This is a genomic window from Sphingobium sp. Cam5-1, from assembly GCF_015693305.1.
Classification (GTDB): domain Bacteria; phylum Pseudomonadota; class Alphaproteobacteria; order Sphingomonadales; family Sphingomonadaceae; genus Sphingobium.
Genome location: NZ_CP065139.1, coordinates 779,909 through 797,099 on the forward strand (window position 1 = coordinate 779,909; position 17,191 = coordinate 797,099).

Consider the following 17,191-nt stretch of genomic DNA (forward strand, 5'->3'; position numbering starts at 1 on the left):
CGGCCTCCTAACGCATCGCCACGCGCTTGAGCGCTTCGGCGGACAGCAGGTAAGCGGAAACCAATATGGTCGTGATGGCGACGACGGGAAGGCTTGGCGCGACGAAGCCCAATGCTGGAGCGATCGGTAGAAAGGGTATCGCGATCGCCGCGCACAGGCAAAGCCCGGCGGTCGTTATCAGCAGGCGATGGGGCCGTTGCCGCCATAGCGGCACCGCTGTGCGAATGACAAAAACCACCAATATCTGGGTTGCCATGGACTCGATGAACCATGCGGTGCGAAATGTTGGCACATCGACATGGAAAAGCGCGATCAGCGCGGCAAAGGTCGCGATGTCGAACAGCGACGACAAAGGCCCCATGATCAGTGTGAAGCGGACGATGGCCCGCATGTTCCAGCCACGGGGCGCCGCAAGATCGCTTTTCTCCGCACTGTCGAACGGGATGCCCGTCTGGGAGAGATCATAGAGCATGTTGTTGAGCAGCACCTGCACCGGCGTCAGCGGCAGGAAGGGTAGGAACAGGGACGCGAGCGCCATTGTCAGCATGTTGCCGAAATTGGAGCTGGTGCCCATGCGGATATATTTGAGGATATTGGCATAGGTACGGCGTCCTTCCGCCACGCCGTCCGTGAGAACGGACAGATCGGGCGCCAGCAGGATCATGTCGGCGGCCTCGCGCGCCACGTCGGTGGCGCCATCCACCGAAAGGCCGACGTCCGCTGCCCTGATCGCGGGCGCGTCGTTGATGCCGTCGCCGAGGAATCCGACAATATGTCCGCGCGCTTGAAGCGCATGCACGATCCTCAATTTCTGGTCGGGGGCGATGCGGGCGAAAAGGTCCGTCTCCACGACACGCACCGCCAGCGCTTCGTCATCGAGCGCGGCGATCTGATCGCCGGTGAGGAGGCCAGAGACCGGCCGTCCAAGCGCGGCCATAAGGTGCTGCACGGCAGCGGCGGAGTCGCCTGAGATGACCTTGGTAGCGACGCCCGCCGCCTCCAGTCGTCCGATCGCGGCGGCAGCCGAACCTTTGGGCGGATCAAGGAAAAGGCAGAAGCCGACAAATATCAGATGGTCGTCATCGTCCGTTTCGATGCGTTCACGGCCCGCCGCCGCTTTCCAGGCGATGCCCAGCAGACGAAGGCCATGGCTGGCATTATCATCGTGCAGGGCCATGAGCCGCCCCTTCAATGCGGGGTCCAGCGGCACGATCCTGCCATCTGCCGCTTCGGCCCTATCGCAAAGGGCAAGGATCGTTTCCGGCGCGCCCTTGACGATCTCGACCCTCTCGCTCTCCCATTGCGCCAGCACCGAAACCCGCCGCCGTTCGAAATCGAATGGACGCTCGTCGAGCTTGCGCCACCCGGTGAGCGGATGATGTCCCGTGTGCGCAAGTAGTGCGTCGTCCAGCGGGCTGCGCAAGCCGCTTTCGAACCGGGCATTGACCGCAGCAAGTTCGAACACGCGTTCACTGTCGGCGCCGTCTATTCCCGGATGGCCCGTCATCATGATCCGCGCCTCGGTGAGCGTACCCGTCTTGTCGGTACATAATATGTCCATCTCACCCAGGTCGTGGATGGCCGAAAGCCGCTTCACCACCACCTTCGCCGCAGCCATGCGCTGCGCTCCGCGCGCCAGACCGATTGTCATGATCATCGGCAGCAGTTCGGGCGTAAGACCGACCGCCAGCGCCATCGCGAACAGGAAGGACTCCACCGGCGGTCGGCCGAGCGCCAGATGAGCCAGGATGACGAACAGGACGAGGAAGATCGTCATCCGCACGATCAGCAGCCCCAGCCTGTGGATTCCTCGCTCAAAGGCGGTCGGTGGCTGTTCATCGCCGAGCGATCGAGCGATTCCGCCGAAATGGGTTCGATCGCCCGTCTGGACGACCAGCATCTGTGCGCTGCCCCCGATCATCGAACTGCCGTGCAGCAGCAGGTTTCTTGCCACGGCCATGGAAGCGTCGGGTTCCACAACCGGCGACTTTTCGACCGGGAAGGGCTCTCCGGTCAGCGCGGCCTGATTGACCTGAGCCGAGTTGGCCGACAGCACGAGTCCATCGGCGGGTATCAGATCTCCCGCCGCGAGCATGACAACGTCCCCCGGCACCAGATTGCGCACGGGCAGAGTGACAGCAGCCCCATCGCGCAGCGTTCGCGCGGTGAGAGCGATCGCTTCCCTGAGCGCTGCGGCGGTAGCTTCGGCGCGTCGTTCCTGCACCGTGTCGAGGATCGTGGACAGCAGGACCATGGCGAGGATCAGCAGGAAGCTCGCCATGTCGCCCATCACGACCGCGACGGCAGCGGCGGCGAGCAGCATCAGCACCAGCGGATTGCCAAGCCTTCGCGCCAGATCCGTGATGATGTGGCGCCGGGATCTCTCGAACAGGATGTTGGGGCCAGCCACCGCCAATCTGCGGGCGGCTTCCTGAGAGGAGAGGCCGCCTTCTTTTGCAAATAGCGCGACAAGGCTTTGGTCAACGGGCATCCGCCAATATTCGGCGGCGACCTGATTCATTGCGCTGTCAGGATTGATGGCGGCGGAAGAAGGATCGCTGCCCGGCTTTTGATGAGCCGCTTGTCGGAACGGCAAGGGAATGGAAAAAGCCATCGCAGCTCCAAAAAACCAACGGATCGAGCAGGATGACATGACCCATGCTGATCCCGGCTCTAATCCGTTAAGCTACGTAGCTGTCCGAGGTTCGCCTGGCCGAAGGCGCGCGTAAAGTCGACGGGTCTTTCGAGCCACGCTGTTCGCAGTCAGGAGCGCGCGGGGGTGTCGTCGGGACAGGAGGAGGGTATGGCGTCTGTTCGATGGCGAAGCTGGTTTCTCGCGATCCTCATCGCTGCGGGCCTTATCGCCGCCGTCGCTCACTGGGGAGAGGTGAGGCGGTTCGCGGCCCTGCTGCGTGAAGCCGAGCCGGGCTGGATCGGCCTCGCGCTTGTGCTTCAACTGACAACCTATGCAAGTGTGGCAGGCGGATGGGCGGCAGTGTTGCGCCGTGCGCGGACGCCCCAGCCTTTGCGGCCCCTGATGCAAATCGCCCTGACCAAGCTGTTCGCCGATCAGGTCCTGCCCAGTGCCGGCATGGGCGGAAACATCCTGCTGGTGGACCAGCTGCGGGCGCTTGGCGTGCCGAAGGGAACGGCGGTGGCCGCTCTACTTTTGTCCATGATCGGCTTCTATGCGGCCTATGCCTTCTTCGCGCTCGTGACCCTGATCCTGCTCTGGCTTCACGACCGCGCCACCCCGCTGATGGCGGGGGTCGTCACGATCTTTCTCCTTGTTGCCCTCGCTATCCCCTCGCTCGCCTTGTGGCTTCGCCGTCGGGGGAGCAGGCCATTGCCGGACCGGATCGAACATATCGACTTCGTGCGCCGGTTGCTCGAAACCGTCGCGCAGGCGCCAGCCGCGCTTTTGCGAGACACGCGGCTCACCCTGACCGTCACGGCGTGCAACGCGATGATCTTCCTGGCCGATGCCGGGACACTGTTTGCGTGCCTGCACAGCCTCAATCAGCAGGCGGCGTTCGGGACGGCTTTCATTGCCCTGATCATGGCGTCGGTCATCGCAACGCTGGGACCAATTCCGCTGGGCCTGGGCAGCTTCGAAGCAACATCGGTCGCGATGTTGCACCTGCTCGGCGTGGAGTTGGAGGCAGCCTTTGCCGCGACCATGCTGCTGCGGTTGTTCACGCTCTGGCTGCCGCTCATGCCCGGCATTGTGATGATCCGTGGCGTCGCGAAAAAACGGTCAGCACGGAGCAGGCAATTTCGATAGCGATGCTGCGGTCTTCAGGTCGGATCGGCCCCCGCCAGGCCTTTTCTGGCGATGCGAATGGTTGGATCGTCCGGATCGACGATCGTGACGAAACCCAGCTCACGCTCCATGCGCAGCGCCGCGGCATGATCGGCGCACTCGACCGATTCAACCATGTCGATGCCTTCCGACTTTGCATAACGCAGCACATGTTCGAACAATGTCCAGCTTATCCCCTTGCCTTTACTGTCCGTCCGCGTGGTGAGCGCGATTTCCGCCCGGCTGCGGTCGGGGTCCGTCGCCAGCATGGCGATCGCCATGACCTCTCCACCCTCTTCACCGAAGGCCAGGAAGCTGATCGTCCGGACATAGTCCACCCGTGTCATCATGGTGATCTGCTCATGCCGCACCTTGCTGAGGCCCGACATGAAGCGGAAGCGCAGGTCTTCCGCTGAAACATGATCGAAGAAGCTTGTTACAGCCGCCTCGTCGTCCGCCCGTACCGGCCGTACATGAAAACGGACGCCATGCTCCGTCACAAGGTCGGAAGCCCAGCCTTCCGGCGGCGCGCGCAGCACGAGGCGCGATTGAGACGCTGGCTCGACGGTGATACGCGCTCGGGCATCCAGCGCGATGACGCCCGCCGCGCTTACCAACAGGGGATTGATGTCGAGTTCAAGCAGGTCGGGCAGATCGACCGCCATCGCCGACACGGCGTCCAGCACATCGGCGAGGCTCTCCACATCGGCGGGCGGCACGTTGCGGTATCCCGCAAGCATGGCCGAGATGCGTGTTCGCGCGATCAGGGCACGTGCGCCCGCATGGTCGAGGGGAAGAAGGTCGATAGCCTTGTCGTGCAGCAGCTCCGTGGCGGTGCCGCCCGCGCCCGTCATGATGATCGGGCCGAATGTCGGATCGGTCGCGATGCCGACTATCATCTCGGTGCCGCCCTCGGCCTGAATCATGTCTTCCACGGCAAAGCCCTGGATGCGCGCGTCCGGGAAATCGCGCTGGATTCGTCGTTCCATGTCTTGTGCAGCCGCAACTGCCGCATGAGCATCGGGCAGGTTGAGCGCCACGCCGCCCACATCCGATTTGTGCGGTAGATCGCGAGAGACGATCTTGACGGCATAGGGCGCGCTCAGCCAGCAGCAGGCTTCCTCCACTGCTTGCGCGGACGCGGCAAAGCGGGTTGGCGCGATGGGGACACCATAGGCTTCCAGCAGCTTCTTCACCTTTAGCTCGGACAGCAGCGTGCATTTGTCCGCCTGTGCGCTGGCGATAATGGCGCGGGCAGCGGCGCGGTCGGCCTTGACCTCGCGCGTTTGCGCGGGTGCATCGGTCAGGCTTCTGCGAATGCGGCGCGCCTGCGCCAGATAGCCAAAGGCGCGCACGGCGTCATCTGGCGTGGAAAAGACGGGGATGCCTGCTGCTGTGAATATGGACCTTACGGCATTGGCGTTTGCGTCGCCCAGCCAGCAGGCTAGGACGGGCTTGCATATGCGCTCCTGTGCTGCGGCGGCGACTTCCCGGCATATCGCCAGCGCCGTCTCGCCTGCTTCGCTGCGTGCCGTGGGGCAGTTCATGACCAGCACTGCATCGCTTGCCTCGTCCCGCAAGATGGCTCGCAACGCGACGCTGTATCTGGTCGCGTCGGCATCGCCCAGCACATCAACGGGATTGCTGCGCGACCAATCGGCGGGCATGTCCTTCTCAAATATTGCCTGCGTTTCCGGGGTCAGCTCGGCGAGTTGAGCGCCAGTTCGTGCAAGCGCATCGACCGCCAATATACCGGCGCCCCCGCCATTGGTGAGGATCGCCAGCCGGTTGTCAGCGATGGGCTTGCAAGTGCAGAGGATTTCAGCGGCGTCGAAAAGCTCGGTGAGGCTGTCGACCAACAGGATACCCGCTCTGGCGAAGGCCGCCTCATAGACATCATAGGCACCGATCATGGCGCCGGTGTGGGACAGCGTTGCCCGGGCTGCGAGCTCGCTCTTTCCAGCCTTGATCGCGATGATGGGCTTGGTGAGCGCCGCCGCCCGTGCCGCCACCATGAATTCGGCCGCCTGGGTTACGCCCTCGACGTAGAGAAGAATGGCATGGGTGTGCGGGTCGGTTGCAAGCAGGTCTATGAGGTCGCCAAGGTCAGCGTCGGCCATGTCGCCGGCCGAGATGATGGCGGAAAACCCGACGCTGCGGGTCTGCGCCCAATCGAGCACGGCGGTAATCAGCGCGCCGCTTTGAGATATGAGGCCCAGATGGCCGGGCTTTGCCCGGGTGCGTGCGAAGGTGGCGTTGATTCTGGCATGGGGAGACATGATGCCAAGACAATTGGGGCCGACGATCCGCAGGTCATGCCGCTTCGCTGCGTCCAGCACCTCGCCGCGAAGGCCGCCAGCATCGGTCAGCCCGGCTGAAAGAATCACGGCGCAGCGCGTGCCGAGCCTCCCCAGTTGATCGATGATCGGAGCTACCGTCGATGCCGGTGTCATGACGATCGCTAGTTCAGGCGTCTCCGGGAGGCTGTCGATGGTCGCGAACCATGTCGCGCCTGGTCGGGCGACCGGATGCGGATTGACGACATAGACTTTGCCCTCAAATCCGTCGGCAAGCAGATTGTCGAGCACCAGGGTGCCGACAGCTCCCTTGCGCTGCGATGCTCCGACCAGAACTATGCTTTTGGCATGAAGAAGGGGCGACAGGTTGCGGATCGTCATGGCTCGTACAGCCTTTCACTCAAATGCGCCGCTGGCGCTTGCCTGAGTGATCCTAGGGGCTGCGCTGCTCTGGCCGACATTCGTAAATGCCGCAGGCCAATCGCCTGCCCTAGATTTGAAGCAAGGCTACTTACGGGAAGTTGCGAATAGGGAGGCAGCACGCATTTCCTAAGATCGTCTCGAACAGCGTGGAGGCGATGATGCGGGACTCGAGCGACTTAAAGGCTGGCCTATCGAGCCAGGATCCTGCGCGAGAGATTGTTCATGATCTTCGCAACCTGTTCGCCGTGATCACCTCCATCCAGCATCTGCTGATCAAGAAGCTTCCCGGATCGGAACGAGACAAGCTGCTGCGCGCCCTGGCCGCCGCCGCCGTGCGGGGTGGTGAACTGACGTCCCGGTTGCTCTCGAAGAAGGTTCGGGAGGAGCCTCGCCTGTTGGATGTCGGTGCCCAACTGGCCGATGCCGCTCCCCTTCTCCAAGCCGTCGTTCGCCCTTCCGCCTGTTTGGAGATCGACACGCAGGTAGCCGTACCAGCCGCTCTTGTGAGCGCCGACCCCGCCGACCTTGAAGCGGTGGTGCTGGAGCTTGTCGCGAACGCACGGTCTGCTGGCGCACACCGAATAGTGCTTCGATGCCGCAGGATCGGCGATTGGATTTGGCTGGTGGTCGCCGACGATGGCCCGGGCCTCCTGATGAATGGCGGCATGCCAGAGGCCGGTGCCAGGCAACCGGGCCGCGGAATGGGACTAAACCGAATTCGGCGAGCCATCCGCGACATGGATGGCAGATTGTTGATCCGCGGCAGTGCCGAGGCAGGAGTCGGTACGGTAGTCGCCATGCTTTTGCCGGTGGCGTTTCGCGCCGTCAGCAAATCACGCGCCCGAGAATGGCGCGCATTCCCCCAGGATAAGGAGAGTTGTGATGAAAACCGACGGACAGTTGCAGCGTGACGTCATGGACGAACTTGAATGGGATCCCAGCGTCGATCATGCAGACATCGGCGTGGCGGTCAATGATGGGGTCGTGACCCTGTCGGGCTATGTGACCAACTATGTTGAAAAGATTGCTGCTGAAAAGGCGACGAGGCGCGTCAGCGGCGTCAAGGCCATCGCAGAGGAAATCCAGGTCCGATTCAAGTCCGAGCCGCACACGGCCGACCATGAAATCGCCAAGCGTATCCTCGACATGTTTTCCTGGAACGTCGCCATCCCTCACGAGAAAATCAATGTGAAGGTGGAGAAAGGCTGGGTCACGCTTTCCGGCACGGTGGACTTCCATTATCAAAGCGACGAGGCGAGGAAGGCGACCGCAAGAATTTCGGGAGTAACAGGGGTCAGCAACCTGATCGAGGTAAAGAAGCTGCCCGTTACTTCGGACATCCGTGAACGGATCATTGCTGCATTCAAGCGCCAGGCGGATCTGGATGCCGCAGGTGTCACCATTTTTACAGACGGCAATACGGTTCGCCTGGGTGGCCGGGTGAAGGCCTGGCATGAACGTGGCGTCGCCGAGCGGGCGGCCTGGGCTGCTCCTGGCGTGACCAAGGTCGAGGATAATATCCTGGTCAGCTACTGATCGGATAGCCCCCGGTGAACCCAATGGCACTATCGGTAACGTTCATCGGGGGCTTGTCCATTTGATCATGCTTTTTGGCTGTCGGCCGAGTTGATGGAGAACATCATGTCTTTCGTGGATCGCGTGCGGCAATCGGTTGACGCCATCTTCCTCACGGCGCTTTTCTTCGGACTCATGATAGCAATCGTTGCCATGATCGTCGCCAAACTGCCGGGATGACAGGCGACTGCAATCTGCAGGCGGGCATACCTCTCATGATATGAGTCGGATGCCCTGGTCCACATGTCCGTGCCTTCGCCGAACGCACATTATGGAGTACGCGACCACCTAAGTTGAGCAATGCTGATCTGGCGTGCGCGGTAGTGAGTCGATGAGAAACGCAGCCGTCAGTACGAATCTTATTGGAGCAAAAGCTTAGAACTGAAAAATAATCATGTTGATTTTCATAATTTTAAATCGGCATTCATTAGTTCGTATTTCTTGATGAGCCTGGAAGAGATAGCGTCGCATAAGCGAAGTGAATTTCTTCGACAGGTGAGGCAGTGTTCAAACGGATAACCGCGCCCTTGGCTGGCTATGCGGCGACTGTCCTCGCTGTTGCAGTCGCATCGGCGGTGCGCGTGTTACTGGACCCGTGGCTGGGCGACAGGTCGGCCTACATGCCATTTATCGTCGCCGTTATGGCCATCGCCCTGTGGGTGGGTGAAGGGCCAGCAATCCTTGCCACATTGCTCGGCATTGCCGCGAACTTCCTTTTCATGGGCAGGCCCGCCGTCCAAGGCCGCGACATATTCGAAGGGGTCATGTTTGGCGCCACAGCCGCCATCATCATCCTCATGATCCGTTTCGTTGTTAAGGCCAACCTGCGTTTGGAGCGGGCTGAACTGGCGGCGAAGGCGAGCGAACAGATGGCCATGGAGCTGAACCTGTTGATCGACGGTGCTCAAGGCCTGGCCATCTACATGCTCGATCCGATGGGGCAGGTCACGATCTGGAACCGCGGGGCCGAGCGGCTCAAGGGATGGACCGAAGAAGAGATACTGGGCCGGCCTAGCGCCCTATTCTATCCCAGCGAAGCCGTTGCCGTCGGCAAGCCCCAAGCCGACATCGATCGCGCACGCCAGGAAGGAAGATTCGAGGAAGAGGATTGGCGGCTCCGCAAGGATGGGTCGGAATTCCTTGCGGCCGTCAGCTGGACCGCTCTTTACGGTGAAGGCGGGGAACTGCGAGGCTTTGCGAAGATCATTTCCGATATCACCGAAAAGCGTTCCGCCGAAGACCGGCTGCGTGCCCATGAAAGCCAATTAACCGCCATCTTGTCTACCGTCCCCGATGCCATGGTGGTCATTGATGAAAGCGGCAAGATGCTTTCGTTCAGCGCCGCGGCAGAGGCGCTTTTCGGTTTTACGGAATCTGAGGTGTTGGGCAGGAATGTGCGGATGCTCATGCCGTCGCCGGATCGTGAGCGCCATGACAGCTATATCCACCGTTATCTGGAAACCGGTGAAAAGCGGATCATTGGCAAGGGGCGGGTGGTCTTTGGCCAGCGGGCCGATGGATCGCTCTTTCCGATGGAACTGTACATCGGGGAAGCGGTGCGGGGAAATGAGCGGATATTCACCGGCTTCGTCCGCGATCTTACCGAACGGCGTATGATTGAGCAGCAGATGGCGACCTTGCAGGCCGAACTCATCCACGTCACGCGGGTCAGTGCGATGGGCACCATGGCCTCAACGCTGGCGCATGAGCTTAATCAACCGATCGCGGCGGTCACAAATTATGTCGAGGCGGTTCGCGATCAGATGACGAGCCCCGACAAAAGCGAATGGCCCATGATGCGGGAAGCGCTGGGGGAGGCCGCCAGCGAAGCTCTGAGGGCAGGGCAGATTGTGCGTCGGCTTCGGGAATTTGTTTCGCGAGGCGAAGTGGAAAAAACCATCGAAAGCCTCTCTGACCTTGTGGATGAAGCCTCCCTGCTGGGACTCGCGGGATCGCGGGAGATGGGGATTGAGGTGCATTTCGATCTCGATCCCGGTGCGTCACCCGTGCTGGTCGATAAGGTTCAGATCCAGCAGGTCCTTATCAATCTTATTCGGAACGCGTGCGAAGCGATGGTCGATAGCCCGATTAAAAGGCTCACCATTTCAAGCCGTGCCGAAAAGGACGGTAACATCCAGGTCACCGTATCGGACACCGGTTGCGGCATGGCGCCAGGCGTCGCCAAGCAGCTGTTCACCGCATTTGTCAGCACCAAACCCGAAGGGATGGGCCTGGGTCTGTCCATATGTCGCACGATCGTGGAAGTGAACGGCGGCAAGATATGGATGGATACGCACAAGGGGCAGGGCACCGATTTTCATTTCACCCTCATTCGAGCGCAGGTGGAGGAGGCATATGACCGACAGGAAGCTCATTCACATCGTTGATGACGATGATTCCATCCGGCGATCGGTGGGCTACATGCTCAAGACCTCGGGCTATGCGGTCGAGGCTTGGCGTTCCGGGGCCGCATTTTTGAAGGATTTGCGATCGCTGGAGGCGGGCTGTGTCCTGCTGGATGTCCGCATGCCCCAGATTGACGGTCTGGAGGTACAGCGGACCATGGCGGAGCGCGGGATCACGATGCCTGTCATCATCATGACCGGTCACGGCGAGGTATCGGTGGCCGTGCAGGCGATGAAGGCGGGTGCGGTCGATTTTCTGGAAAAGCCGTTTGAAAAGACCCTATTGATCGACGCGATCGAGCGCGCTTTCGGCCGCGTCCGCTCTGCGCAGGGGGCAGCGGCACAGGCCGCCAGTGCCGACGTAATCATCGGCGCCCTGACGGCGCGGGAGCGGGAAGTGCTGGAAGGACTTGCTCAGGGCCTTCCCAACAAGACCATCGCCTATGATCTTGGCATATCTTCGCGGACGGTGGAGGTGCATCGGGCGAACCTCATGACAAAACTGCATGTTCACAGTCTGTCAGATGCGCTGCGGATCGCCTTTGCCGCGAGGATGGGGCAGAAGGACCTGACTGGGATCAATACTTAAAGACGTAGCGACGCCGCCGTGCCACCAATCGCGCATGTTGTTGAATCCTGCGGCGCAAGGCGCGAAGACAATGGCCGACCTGCCAATCCCCATAGTCATATTGGACGACGACGCGGGATCGAGGAGGTCGATGCAGCTCCTGTTGCAGGGACGGGGGTTTAACGTCCGCTCCTTCGCGATACCGGAATTGCTGATCGCCGAGGTGAAGGCGAATAATCCGGCTTGTCTGGTGACCGATTACCTGATGGCGGGGCATGACGGCCTTCAGGTACTGGCTGCGCTCCGCTCGGCGGGATGGAAGGGGCGGGCCATAATGGTGACCGCCTTCGGCTCGACCGAATTGATGCAGAAGGCGATCGCACACGGCTTTGATGCGGTGCTCGACAAGCCTTGCAAGGAGTCCGCGCTCGTCAATGCGGTTATCGATGCGACGACGCGGGATGTGGATCCGCAGGTGTGACCATGATGGGCATAGGCAAGAAGCAGCCACAGCGACGCTCTTCCGCTGTCGCCCTGGACCTTTTGACGCCGCGTGAGCGTGAAGTGCTTGTGGCGGTGGCCAATGGCCTTACCAATCGGCAGACCGGCGAATTACTAGGCATCAGCCACAGAACCGTCGAGGTCCATCGCGCGAGGTTGATGCGCAAGCTGGAAGTGCAATCGGTGGCCCAGCTTGTTGCGCTTTATCTTCTCAAGGGCGTGCCACGCCCAGGCATCGACAGCGCCCCGACCCCATAGCGGTTCTCAAAGGCAGCCGTCCGCTATCATGCCCGGCCCGCCTGATACTTCGTATATTCCCCAATACCTATTGCCACCGATTTCGCGATCATTGTGCCTGAGTCCTTTTGATGGCGTCATGGATTGGAGAAAATCATGACCTATGTGTCGGAAGTCATGCATTCCGGAGTCGATCGGGTGGCGCCGGACACCGGCCTCGCCGAACTGGCCCGGATCATGAGGGAAAAGGATATAGGCGCAATCCCGGTGAGCGATGGCGACACGCCGTTGGGGATCGTGACGGATCGGGACCTCGCCTTGCGCGGCTTTGCCGGGAACGGACAGGCGAAAGCGATGACAGCCGCAGACATCATGTCGAAGCCGGTCGTTTTTTGTCATGCCAACGACAGTATCGAGGATGCGATCAGGGTGATGGAAAGCCGACAGGTCCGCCGTCTGCCGGTTGTGGATGATCGATCGAACATGGTCGGCATCCTGTCGCTGGGCGACGTCTCGCACTGTGGCCACCGCGATCTTGCGATTGAAGTCATGGGGGCGGTGAGCAGCCATCACGCCTGAGGAATGACATCCTGACCATGTGAGGAATAAGATGACCCAGGCAACGATGTTCGATCGCTCGACCACTCAAGCGCCCGATGAGCTTGTCCAGGCTCTCAGGCACCATGCTGAACCATTGCCCTCGCCTGACAAGGTGGACGACTTCGGTGCCTGTTTCGACCGGTTTGGTGATGCCAGGGTCGTCCTTTTGGGCGAGGCGACACATGGAAGTTCCGAATTCTACCGGGCACGCGCCGCGATCACCCGCCGACTGATAGAGCGGCACGGCTTCACGGTCGTGGCGGTAGAAGCGGACTGGCCCGATGCCGCGCGCATTGACGATTATGTGCGGCACCAGGCGCCACGTCCCAGGCGGGGCGATGTATTCATACGCTTCCCGACATGGATGTGGCGCAACCAGGAAGTGCTGGCCTTCGCCGATTGGCTGCGGGGACATAATCAGGGCGTAGCGGAAGCGCGCCAGGCATCATTCCACGGCCTGGATGTCTACAGCCTCAGCGAATCCATCCATGCCGTGCTTGCCTATCTCGACAAGGCCGATCCGGCCGAGGCGGAGGACGCGCGCCGCCGCTATGGATGCCTGACGCCGTGGCAGGATGAACCCGCGCATTATGGACGGGCAGTCACTCTTTCGGGTGGCAAAGGATGTGAAGATGGCGTGGTGGCGCAGCTTCGCCAGCTTCTTGACCAGCGGCTGGACCTGCTCAAACAGGATGGCGAGGCATGGTTCGATGCCTATCAGAACGCCCGCATAGTTCGCGCCGCGGAACGCTATTATCGCGCCATGTACCGCAGTTCGGCCGAAAGCTGGAACCTGCGCGACCGGCACATGTTCGAAACGCTCCAGGCGCTGATGGCGCATCGTGGCAGCGGAACCAAGGCGGTCATCTGGGCGCATAACAGCCATGTCGGCAATGCAGCCGCAACGGCGATGGGTTGGCAGGGTGAATTCAACATCGGCCAGCTTTGCCGCCTCGCCTATGGTGACGATGCCGTGTCGATTGGCTTTGGGACGGACACCGGACTTGTCGCGGCGGCCAGCGACTGGGGCGGAGCGATGGAGATCAAATCCGTCCGCCCCGCGCGCCCGGACAGTTATGAACATGCGTTCCGTCGCACGGGCGTCGTCCGCAGCCTGACTGACTGGCGGGGACCGGGCAAGGAAGCGTTGCGGGAGTTGCTCGGCCATGCGCTTTTGGAGCGCGCGATCGGCGTCGTGTATCGGCCCGAAACGGAGCGGCTCAGCCATTATTTCGAGGCTGTGCTGGCGGAGCAATTCGATGCCTGGGTCTGGTTCGAACAGACCTCGGCGGTAACGCCATTGGGACCGGAACGCCCCTTGGGCGCGCCGGAAACCTGGCCTTTCGGATTATGACCATGACGCAGATAACGGTGAACCGGCAGGATGTGACAATCGGCAGGCATGGGCTGCGGGCCTTCCTCGACATGCCGGATGGCGCGACGGGGTTGGTGATATTCGCTCATGGCAGCGGCAGCGGGCGACACAGCCCGCGCAACCAATATGTCGCCGCTGGTTTGCATCGCTCCCAGCTCGCGACTTTGCTGATCGACCTGCTGACGCCGCAGGAAGAGCTGGACCGACGCAATGTCTTCGACGTGCAATTGCTTGCGCGCCGGTTGAGGGAGGCTGCTGACTGGGCCGACGGCATGACGCTGCTCGCCAAGCTGCCGCTGGGCTATTTCGGCGCGAGCACAGGCGCAGCGGCCGCGATCATTGCTGCTTCGATGCCGGATGACAGGGCGGTTGCGGTTGTGTCTCGCGGCGGCAGGCCGGACCTCGCGGGGGCTGAGGCTCTGGGCCGGGTTCGTGCCGCGACGCTCCTCATCGTCGGCAGTCTGGACCGTGATGTGCTGAACCTCAATCATGCCGCAAAGGCGCTCATGACGGCGCCCGCGGAACTGGTCATCGTGCCCGGAGCGAGCCATTTGTTCGAGGAGCCCGGAACGCTCGATCAGGTCATCAGCCTGGCCAGACGTTGGTTCAACTCTCACCTGAAGGGGGAGACGCGATGAAGCCTCAATCCATGCTGTTTCATGATCGTCGTGATGCAGGCGTCCATTTGGCCAAGGCGCTGGCACGTTTTGCGCCGAGCCATCCGTTGGTCCTTGCCTTGCCGCGAGGAGGCGTGCCGGTCGCCTTCGAGGTGGCAAGAGCGCTTGATGCCGACCTGGATCTTCTCTTCGTGCGCAAGCTCGGCGCGCCGGGCTACGAGGAACTGGGCATCGGCGCGGTGGTCGATGGGGCAGAACCGCAACTTGTCCTCAATGAGGAAATCGTCCGGCAGCTGGCCCCCACGCCGGACTATATCCGTACCGAGATGCGCAAGCAGCTGGCTGAAATCGATCGGCGTCGGCGCGTCTATCTGGGGAATAATGAACCCATTCCGGTAGCGGGCCGTACCGTCATCGTGGTGGATGACGGCATAGCAACCGGAGGCACGATCAAGGCGGCGCTGAAGGGCATGAGCAAGGCGCATCCCGCGCGGCTCATTCTGGCGGTTCCGGTAGCGCCTGCGGCGGTGATCGCAGGTCTGCGGGAGGAATGCGACGACATCATCTGCCTTTACGAACCCCATCCCTTCTATGCGGTCGGTGCGCATTATGTGGTATTCGATCAGACGAGCGATGCCGAAGTGGTCAAGCTGCTGGCTGATGCGCGTCGCCAACGGAATACCCAATCAGCGTGATTGTGACCTCTAAGGCAAATTCAGCCCAGTTCGTGCTGCAATAGCCCGTTCAGGATGATCCATAGCCATTCTCCGCTGATCAATTGAGCGGCCAGCAGGGTAAGGATCAACGCGGCTGCGACCATGGCCAATATCAGCCATAAACGTCTCGCGGGCCTGTCCCGTTGCGTCATGGTCACTCTCCGGCGGGCCTGGAGCGTATGATCCGGCCTCAAGGGTTGGTCCGGCTGGCGACCACGGCCGATCCGTCGGGCTGGATTTGGATAAGGTGATAAGCCTTATCCTCGCATTGCGCCCTCCAGGCGGCGGACGGCGCGGTGGTTCCGGGCATCGGGCCGCTGTCGATCACTTGCTGGCAAGGCAGGCCAGCATCCCGGATGGCACGGAAAAACGCCGCATCCCGGGCCTCTTTGGGTAAGGCCGCGATCTCCTCGACATAGTTCATCGTCGAACCATTCGCCTGGGGCGCGGGCGCTTCCGTCTCGTTCGCCGGTTTACACCCGCTGATGATCAGCACAGCGGCCAATAGCGGAAGTGTTCGCATTGCGATGTTCCTTCAACTGACAAGATGGAGAAGCCTATTTCCCACGTCCCGGATGCCTCGCCCATCGGGACATATACTTATTACAGCCGGGGAGAGCGGGAGATAGCCTTCCGGGCATGAAGAGGATCGTCACGCTCACGATGAATCCGGCCATCGATGTCGCCTATGAGGCGGATCGGGTCTTTCACACCCGCAAGATGCGGGCGCGCCAGGAACATTATGATCCGGGCGGCGGCGGCATCAATGTGGCCCGGGTGATCGCGCGGCTGGGCGGCACGGCGCGCGCTTATTATCTGTCCGGTGGAGCAACCGGGCCTACGCTCGACGGGTTGCTGGATCAGCATGGGCTGGTCCGGTTCCGTATCCCCATTGCAGGCGACACTCGCATCAGCACATCCATCTATGAGCGGGAGACGGGTAAGGAATATCGTGTCGTGCCACAGGGGCCAGAGCTGACGGCCGAGGAATGGCAAACTGCCCTGCATCATCTTGATGGTCCACAGGCGGAATTTCTTGTCGCCAGCGGATCGCTGCCTCCCGGCGTGCCGGACGATTTCTACAGCCAGGTGCGTCAGCTGGCGCAGCGCCACGGCATGCGCCTCATCCTCGATACTTCAGGCAAGGCGCTGCAAGAGGCTGTCAGCGGCGGGGGCCTCTATCTTGTCAAACCCAGCATCGGTGAGTTGCGGCAACTGGTTGGTCGAGCATTGATGGAGGAAAGCGAAATCTGCGCCGCGGCGCAGGAAATCGTGGATGGCGGCAAGGCGGAATATGTTGCCGTGACGATGGGCCGGGACGGCGCGATACTGGCTAGCCGCTCAGGAACCTGGCGATTGCCTGCCGTCCCTGTGGAAACCAGGAGCGCGGTGGGAGCTGGCGACAGTTTCCTGGCGGCAATGGTTTTCGCGCTCGGCTGTGAGCGTGATGCAGTCGAGGCATTCCGTTACGGAATTGCCGCAGGTGGAGCGGCGGTCCTGACGCCCGGAACCGACCTGTGCCATCGCGAGGATGTCGAGCGCTTGTTAGCCCTCGTGCCGTCCATTGCGCCATCACAGGAAACATGCCGGGCCGACGCCCAAGCGTAACCTGACCAAAAGGAAGAAGGATGATGGTCATGAAAGCCAGCGACATCATGACGCTAGGAACGGCCAGCACCACAGCGGACGCTTCTCTGGCTGAAGCAATCCGATGCATGAGCGATCACCGCATCAGTGCGCTTCCCGTGCTTGATCGGGAAGGCCGCTTGCAGGGCATTGTCTCGGAAGGTGATTTCTTCAGGCCGGATCGCGGGTTGTTCCGGCTCGATGCTCTGGTCAAAGCCGAAAGCGCGGAACGCGCACATCTGCTCAGTTCCAAAACAGTTTCGGACATCATGTCCGTGCCGCCGGTCAGCGTGGATGGAGACGCGTCGTTGGAAGAGACAGTGGGCATCATGGCGCAGCATGGGGTGAAACGGCTCCCCGTCATGTCGCACGGCAAGCTGGTCGGATTGATCAGCCGCGCCGACATTCTGCGATTCCTGGCGGATAGATGATCTTACAGCATTTTCGAG

General features: G+C 61.4%; 17 protein-coding genes. 13 read left to right on the forward strand and 4 right to left on the reverse strand.

What is annotated here, in order from left to right:
* Nucleotides 1-7: 7 nt before the first annotated feature.
* Nucleotides 8-2,614 carry a magnesium-translocating P-type ATPase gene (gene mgtA, locus IZV00_RS17555; protein WP_230463405.1) on the reverse strand — a complete coding sequence of 869 codons (2,607 nt, stop codon included), beginning with the start codon at nt 2,612-2,614 and terminating at the stop codon, nt 8-10.
* 189 nt (nt 2,615-2,803) lie between these two features.
* Between mgtA and IZV00_RS17560 the strand changes: the two genes are divergently transcribed.
* Nucleotides 2,804-3,784, forward strand: a complete 981-nt coding sequence (locus IZV00_RS17560; protein WP_196226901.1) for a lysylphosphatidylglycerol synthase transmembrane domain-containing protein — start codon at nt 2,804-2,806, stop codon at nt 3,782-3,784.
* Between the two features lie 14 nt (nt 3,785-3,798).
* Here the strand turns inward: IZV00_RS17560 and IZV00_RS17565 are convergent, their stop codons facing one another.
* On the reverse strand, nt 3,799-6,480 hold the full coding sequence (locus tag IZV00_RS17565; RefSeq protein ID WP_196226902.1) for a bifunctional acetate--CoA ligase family protein/GNAT family N-acetyltransferase: 2,682 nt from the start codon (nt 6,478-6,480) through the stop codon (nt 3,799-3,801).
* A gap of 200 nt (nt 6,481-6,680) precedes the next feature.
* Between IZV00_RS17565 and IZV00_RS21565 the strand changes: the two genes are divergently transcribed.
* The 10 genes from IZV00_RS21565 (at nt 6,681) to IZV00_RS17615 (ending at nt 15,095) form a co-directional block, all read left to right on the forward strand.
* Nucleotides 6,681-7,433 carry an ATP-binding protein gene (locus tag IZV00_RS21565; protein ID WP_443020086.1) on the forward strand — a complete coding sequence of 251 codons (753 nt, stop codon included), beginning with the start codon at nt 6,681-6,683 and terminating at the stop codon, nt 7,431-7,433.
* Nucleotides 7,405-8,058, forward strand: a complete 654-nt coding sequence (locus tag IZV00_RS17575; protein WP_196226904.1) for a BON domain-containing protein — start codon at nt 7,405-7,407, stop codon at nt 8,056-8,058. Before IZV00_RS21565 ends, IZV00_RS17575 begins: the two co-directional genes overlap by 29 nt.
* A gap of 542 nt (nt 8,059-8,600) precedes the next feature.
* Nucleotides 8,601-10,484, forward strand: coding sequence for a PAS domain S-box protein (locus IZV00_RS17580; protein ID WP_230463406.1), 1,884 nt, complete (start codon nt 8,601-8,603; stop codon nt 10,482-10,484).
* Nucleotides 10,453-11,091, forward strand: coding sequence for a response regulator transcription factor (locus IZV00_RS17585; RefSeq protein WP_196226905.1), 639 nt, complete (start codon nt 10,453-10,455; stop codon nt 11,089-11,091). The genes IZV00_RS17580 and IZV00_RS17585 overlap by 32 nt, the downstream gene beginning before the upstream one ends.
* A gap of 70 nt (nt 11,092-11,161) precedes the next feature.
* The gene (locus tag IZV00_RS17590; protein ID WP_196226906.1) at nt 11,162-11,551 is read left to right on the forward strand and encodes a response regulator; all 390 of its coding nucleotides are present in this window, start codon (nt 11,162-11,164) and stop codon (nt 11,549-11,551) included.
* 2 nt (nt 11,552-11,553) lie between these two features.
* On the forward strand, nt 11,554-11,829 hold the full coding sequence (locus IZV00_RS17595) for a response regulator transcription factor (protein WP_196226907.1): 276 nt from the start codon (nt 11,554-11,556) through the stop codon (nt 11,827-11,829).
* Nucleotides 11,830-11,964: 135 nt separating this feature from the next.
* Nucleotides 11,965-12,387, forward strand: coding sequence for a CBS domain-containing protein (locus IZV00_RS17600; protein ID WP_196226908.1), 423 nt, complete (start codon nt 11,965-11,967; stop codon nt 12,385-12,387).
* A gap of 31 nt (nt 12,388-12,418) precedes the next feature.
* Complete coding sequence (locus IZV00_RS17605) at nt 12,419-13,762, forward strand: erythromycin esterase family protein (RefSeq protein ID WP_196226909.1); 1,344 nt, start codon at nt 12,419-12,421, stop codon at nt 13,760-13,762.
* A 2-nt stretch (nt 13,763-13,764) separates the two neighbouring features.
* Nucleotides 13,765-14,421 carry a dienelactone hydrolase family protein gene (locus tag IZV00_RS17610; RefSeq protein WP_196226910.1) on the forward strand — a complete coding sequence of 219 codons (657 nt, stop codon included), beginning with the start codon at nt 13,765-13,767 and terminating at the stop codon, nt 14,419-14,421.
* Entirely contained in the window at nt 14,418-15,095 is a 678-nt protein-coding gene (locus IZV00_RS17615; protein WP_196226911.1) for a phosphoribosyltransferase, read from the forward strand. The genes IZV00_RS17610 and IZV00_RS17615 overlap by 4 nt, the downstream gene beginning before the upstream one ends.
* 20 nt (nt 15,096-15,115) lie before the next feature.
* On the opposite strand, the gene IZV00_RS17620 is transcribed toward IZV00_RS17615, so the two are convergent.
* Complete coding sequence (locus IZV00_RS17620) at nt 15,116-15,268, reverse strand: hypothetical protein (RefSeq protein WP_196226912.1); 153 nt, start codon at nt 15,266-15,268, stop codon at nt 15,116-15,118.
* Between the two features lie 38 nt (nt 15,269-15,306).
* Entirely contained in the window at nt 15,307-15,639 is a 333-nt protein-coding gene (locus IZV00_RS17625; RefSeq protein WP_196226913.1) for a hypothetical protein, read from the reverse strand.
* 116 nt (nt 15,640-15,755) lie between these two features.
* Here IZV00_RS17625 and IZV00_RS17630 point away from each other — a divergent pair, with 116 nt between their 5' ends.
* Together IZV00_RS17630 and IZV00_RS17635 are read left to right on the forward strand one after the other, a co-directional pair.
* Nucleotides 15,756-16,724 carry a 1-phosphofructokinase family hexose kinase gene (locus tag IZV00_RS17630; RefSeq protein ID WP_196226914.1) on the forward strand — a complete coding sequence of 323 codons (969 nt, stop codon included), beginning with the start codon at nt 15,756-15,758 and terminating at the stop codon, nt 16,722-16,724.
* Between the two features lie 29 nt (nt 16,725-16,753).
* Nucleotides 16,754-17,173: a CBS domain-containing protein gene (locus IZV00_RS17635; protein ID WP_196226915.1), complete on the forward strand. Its 420-nt coding sequence runs from the start codon at nt 16,754-16,756 to the stop codon at nt 17,171-17,173.
* The last annotated feature ends 18 nt before the right edge of the window (nt 17,174-17,191 follow it).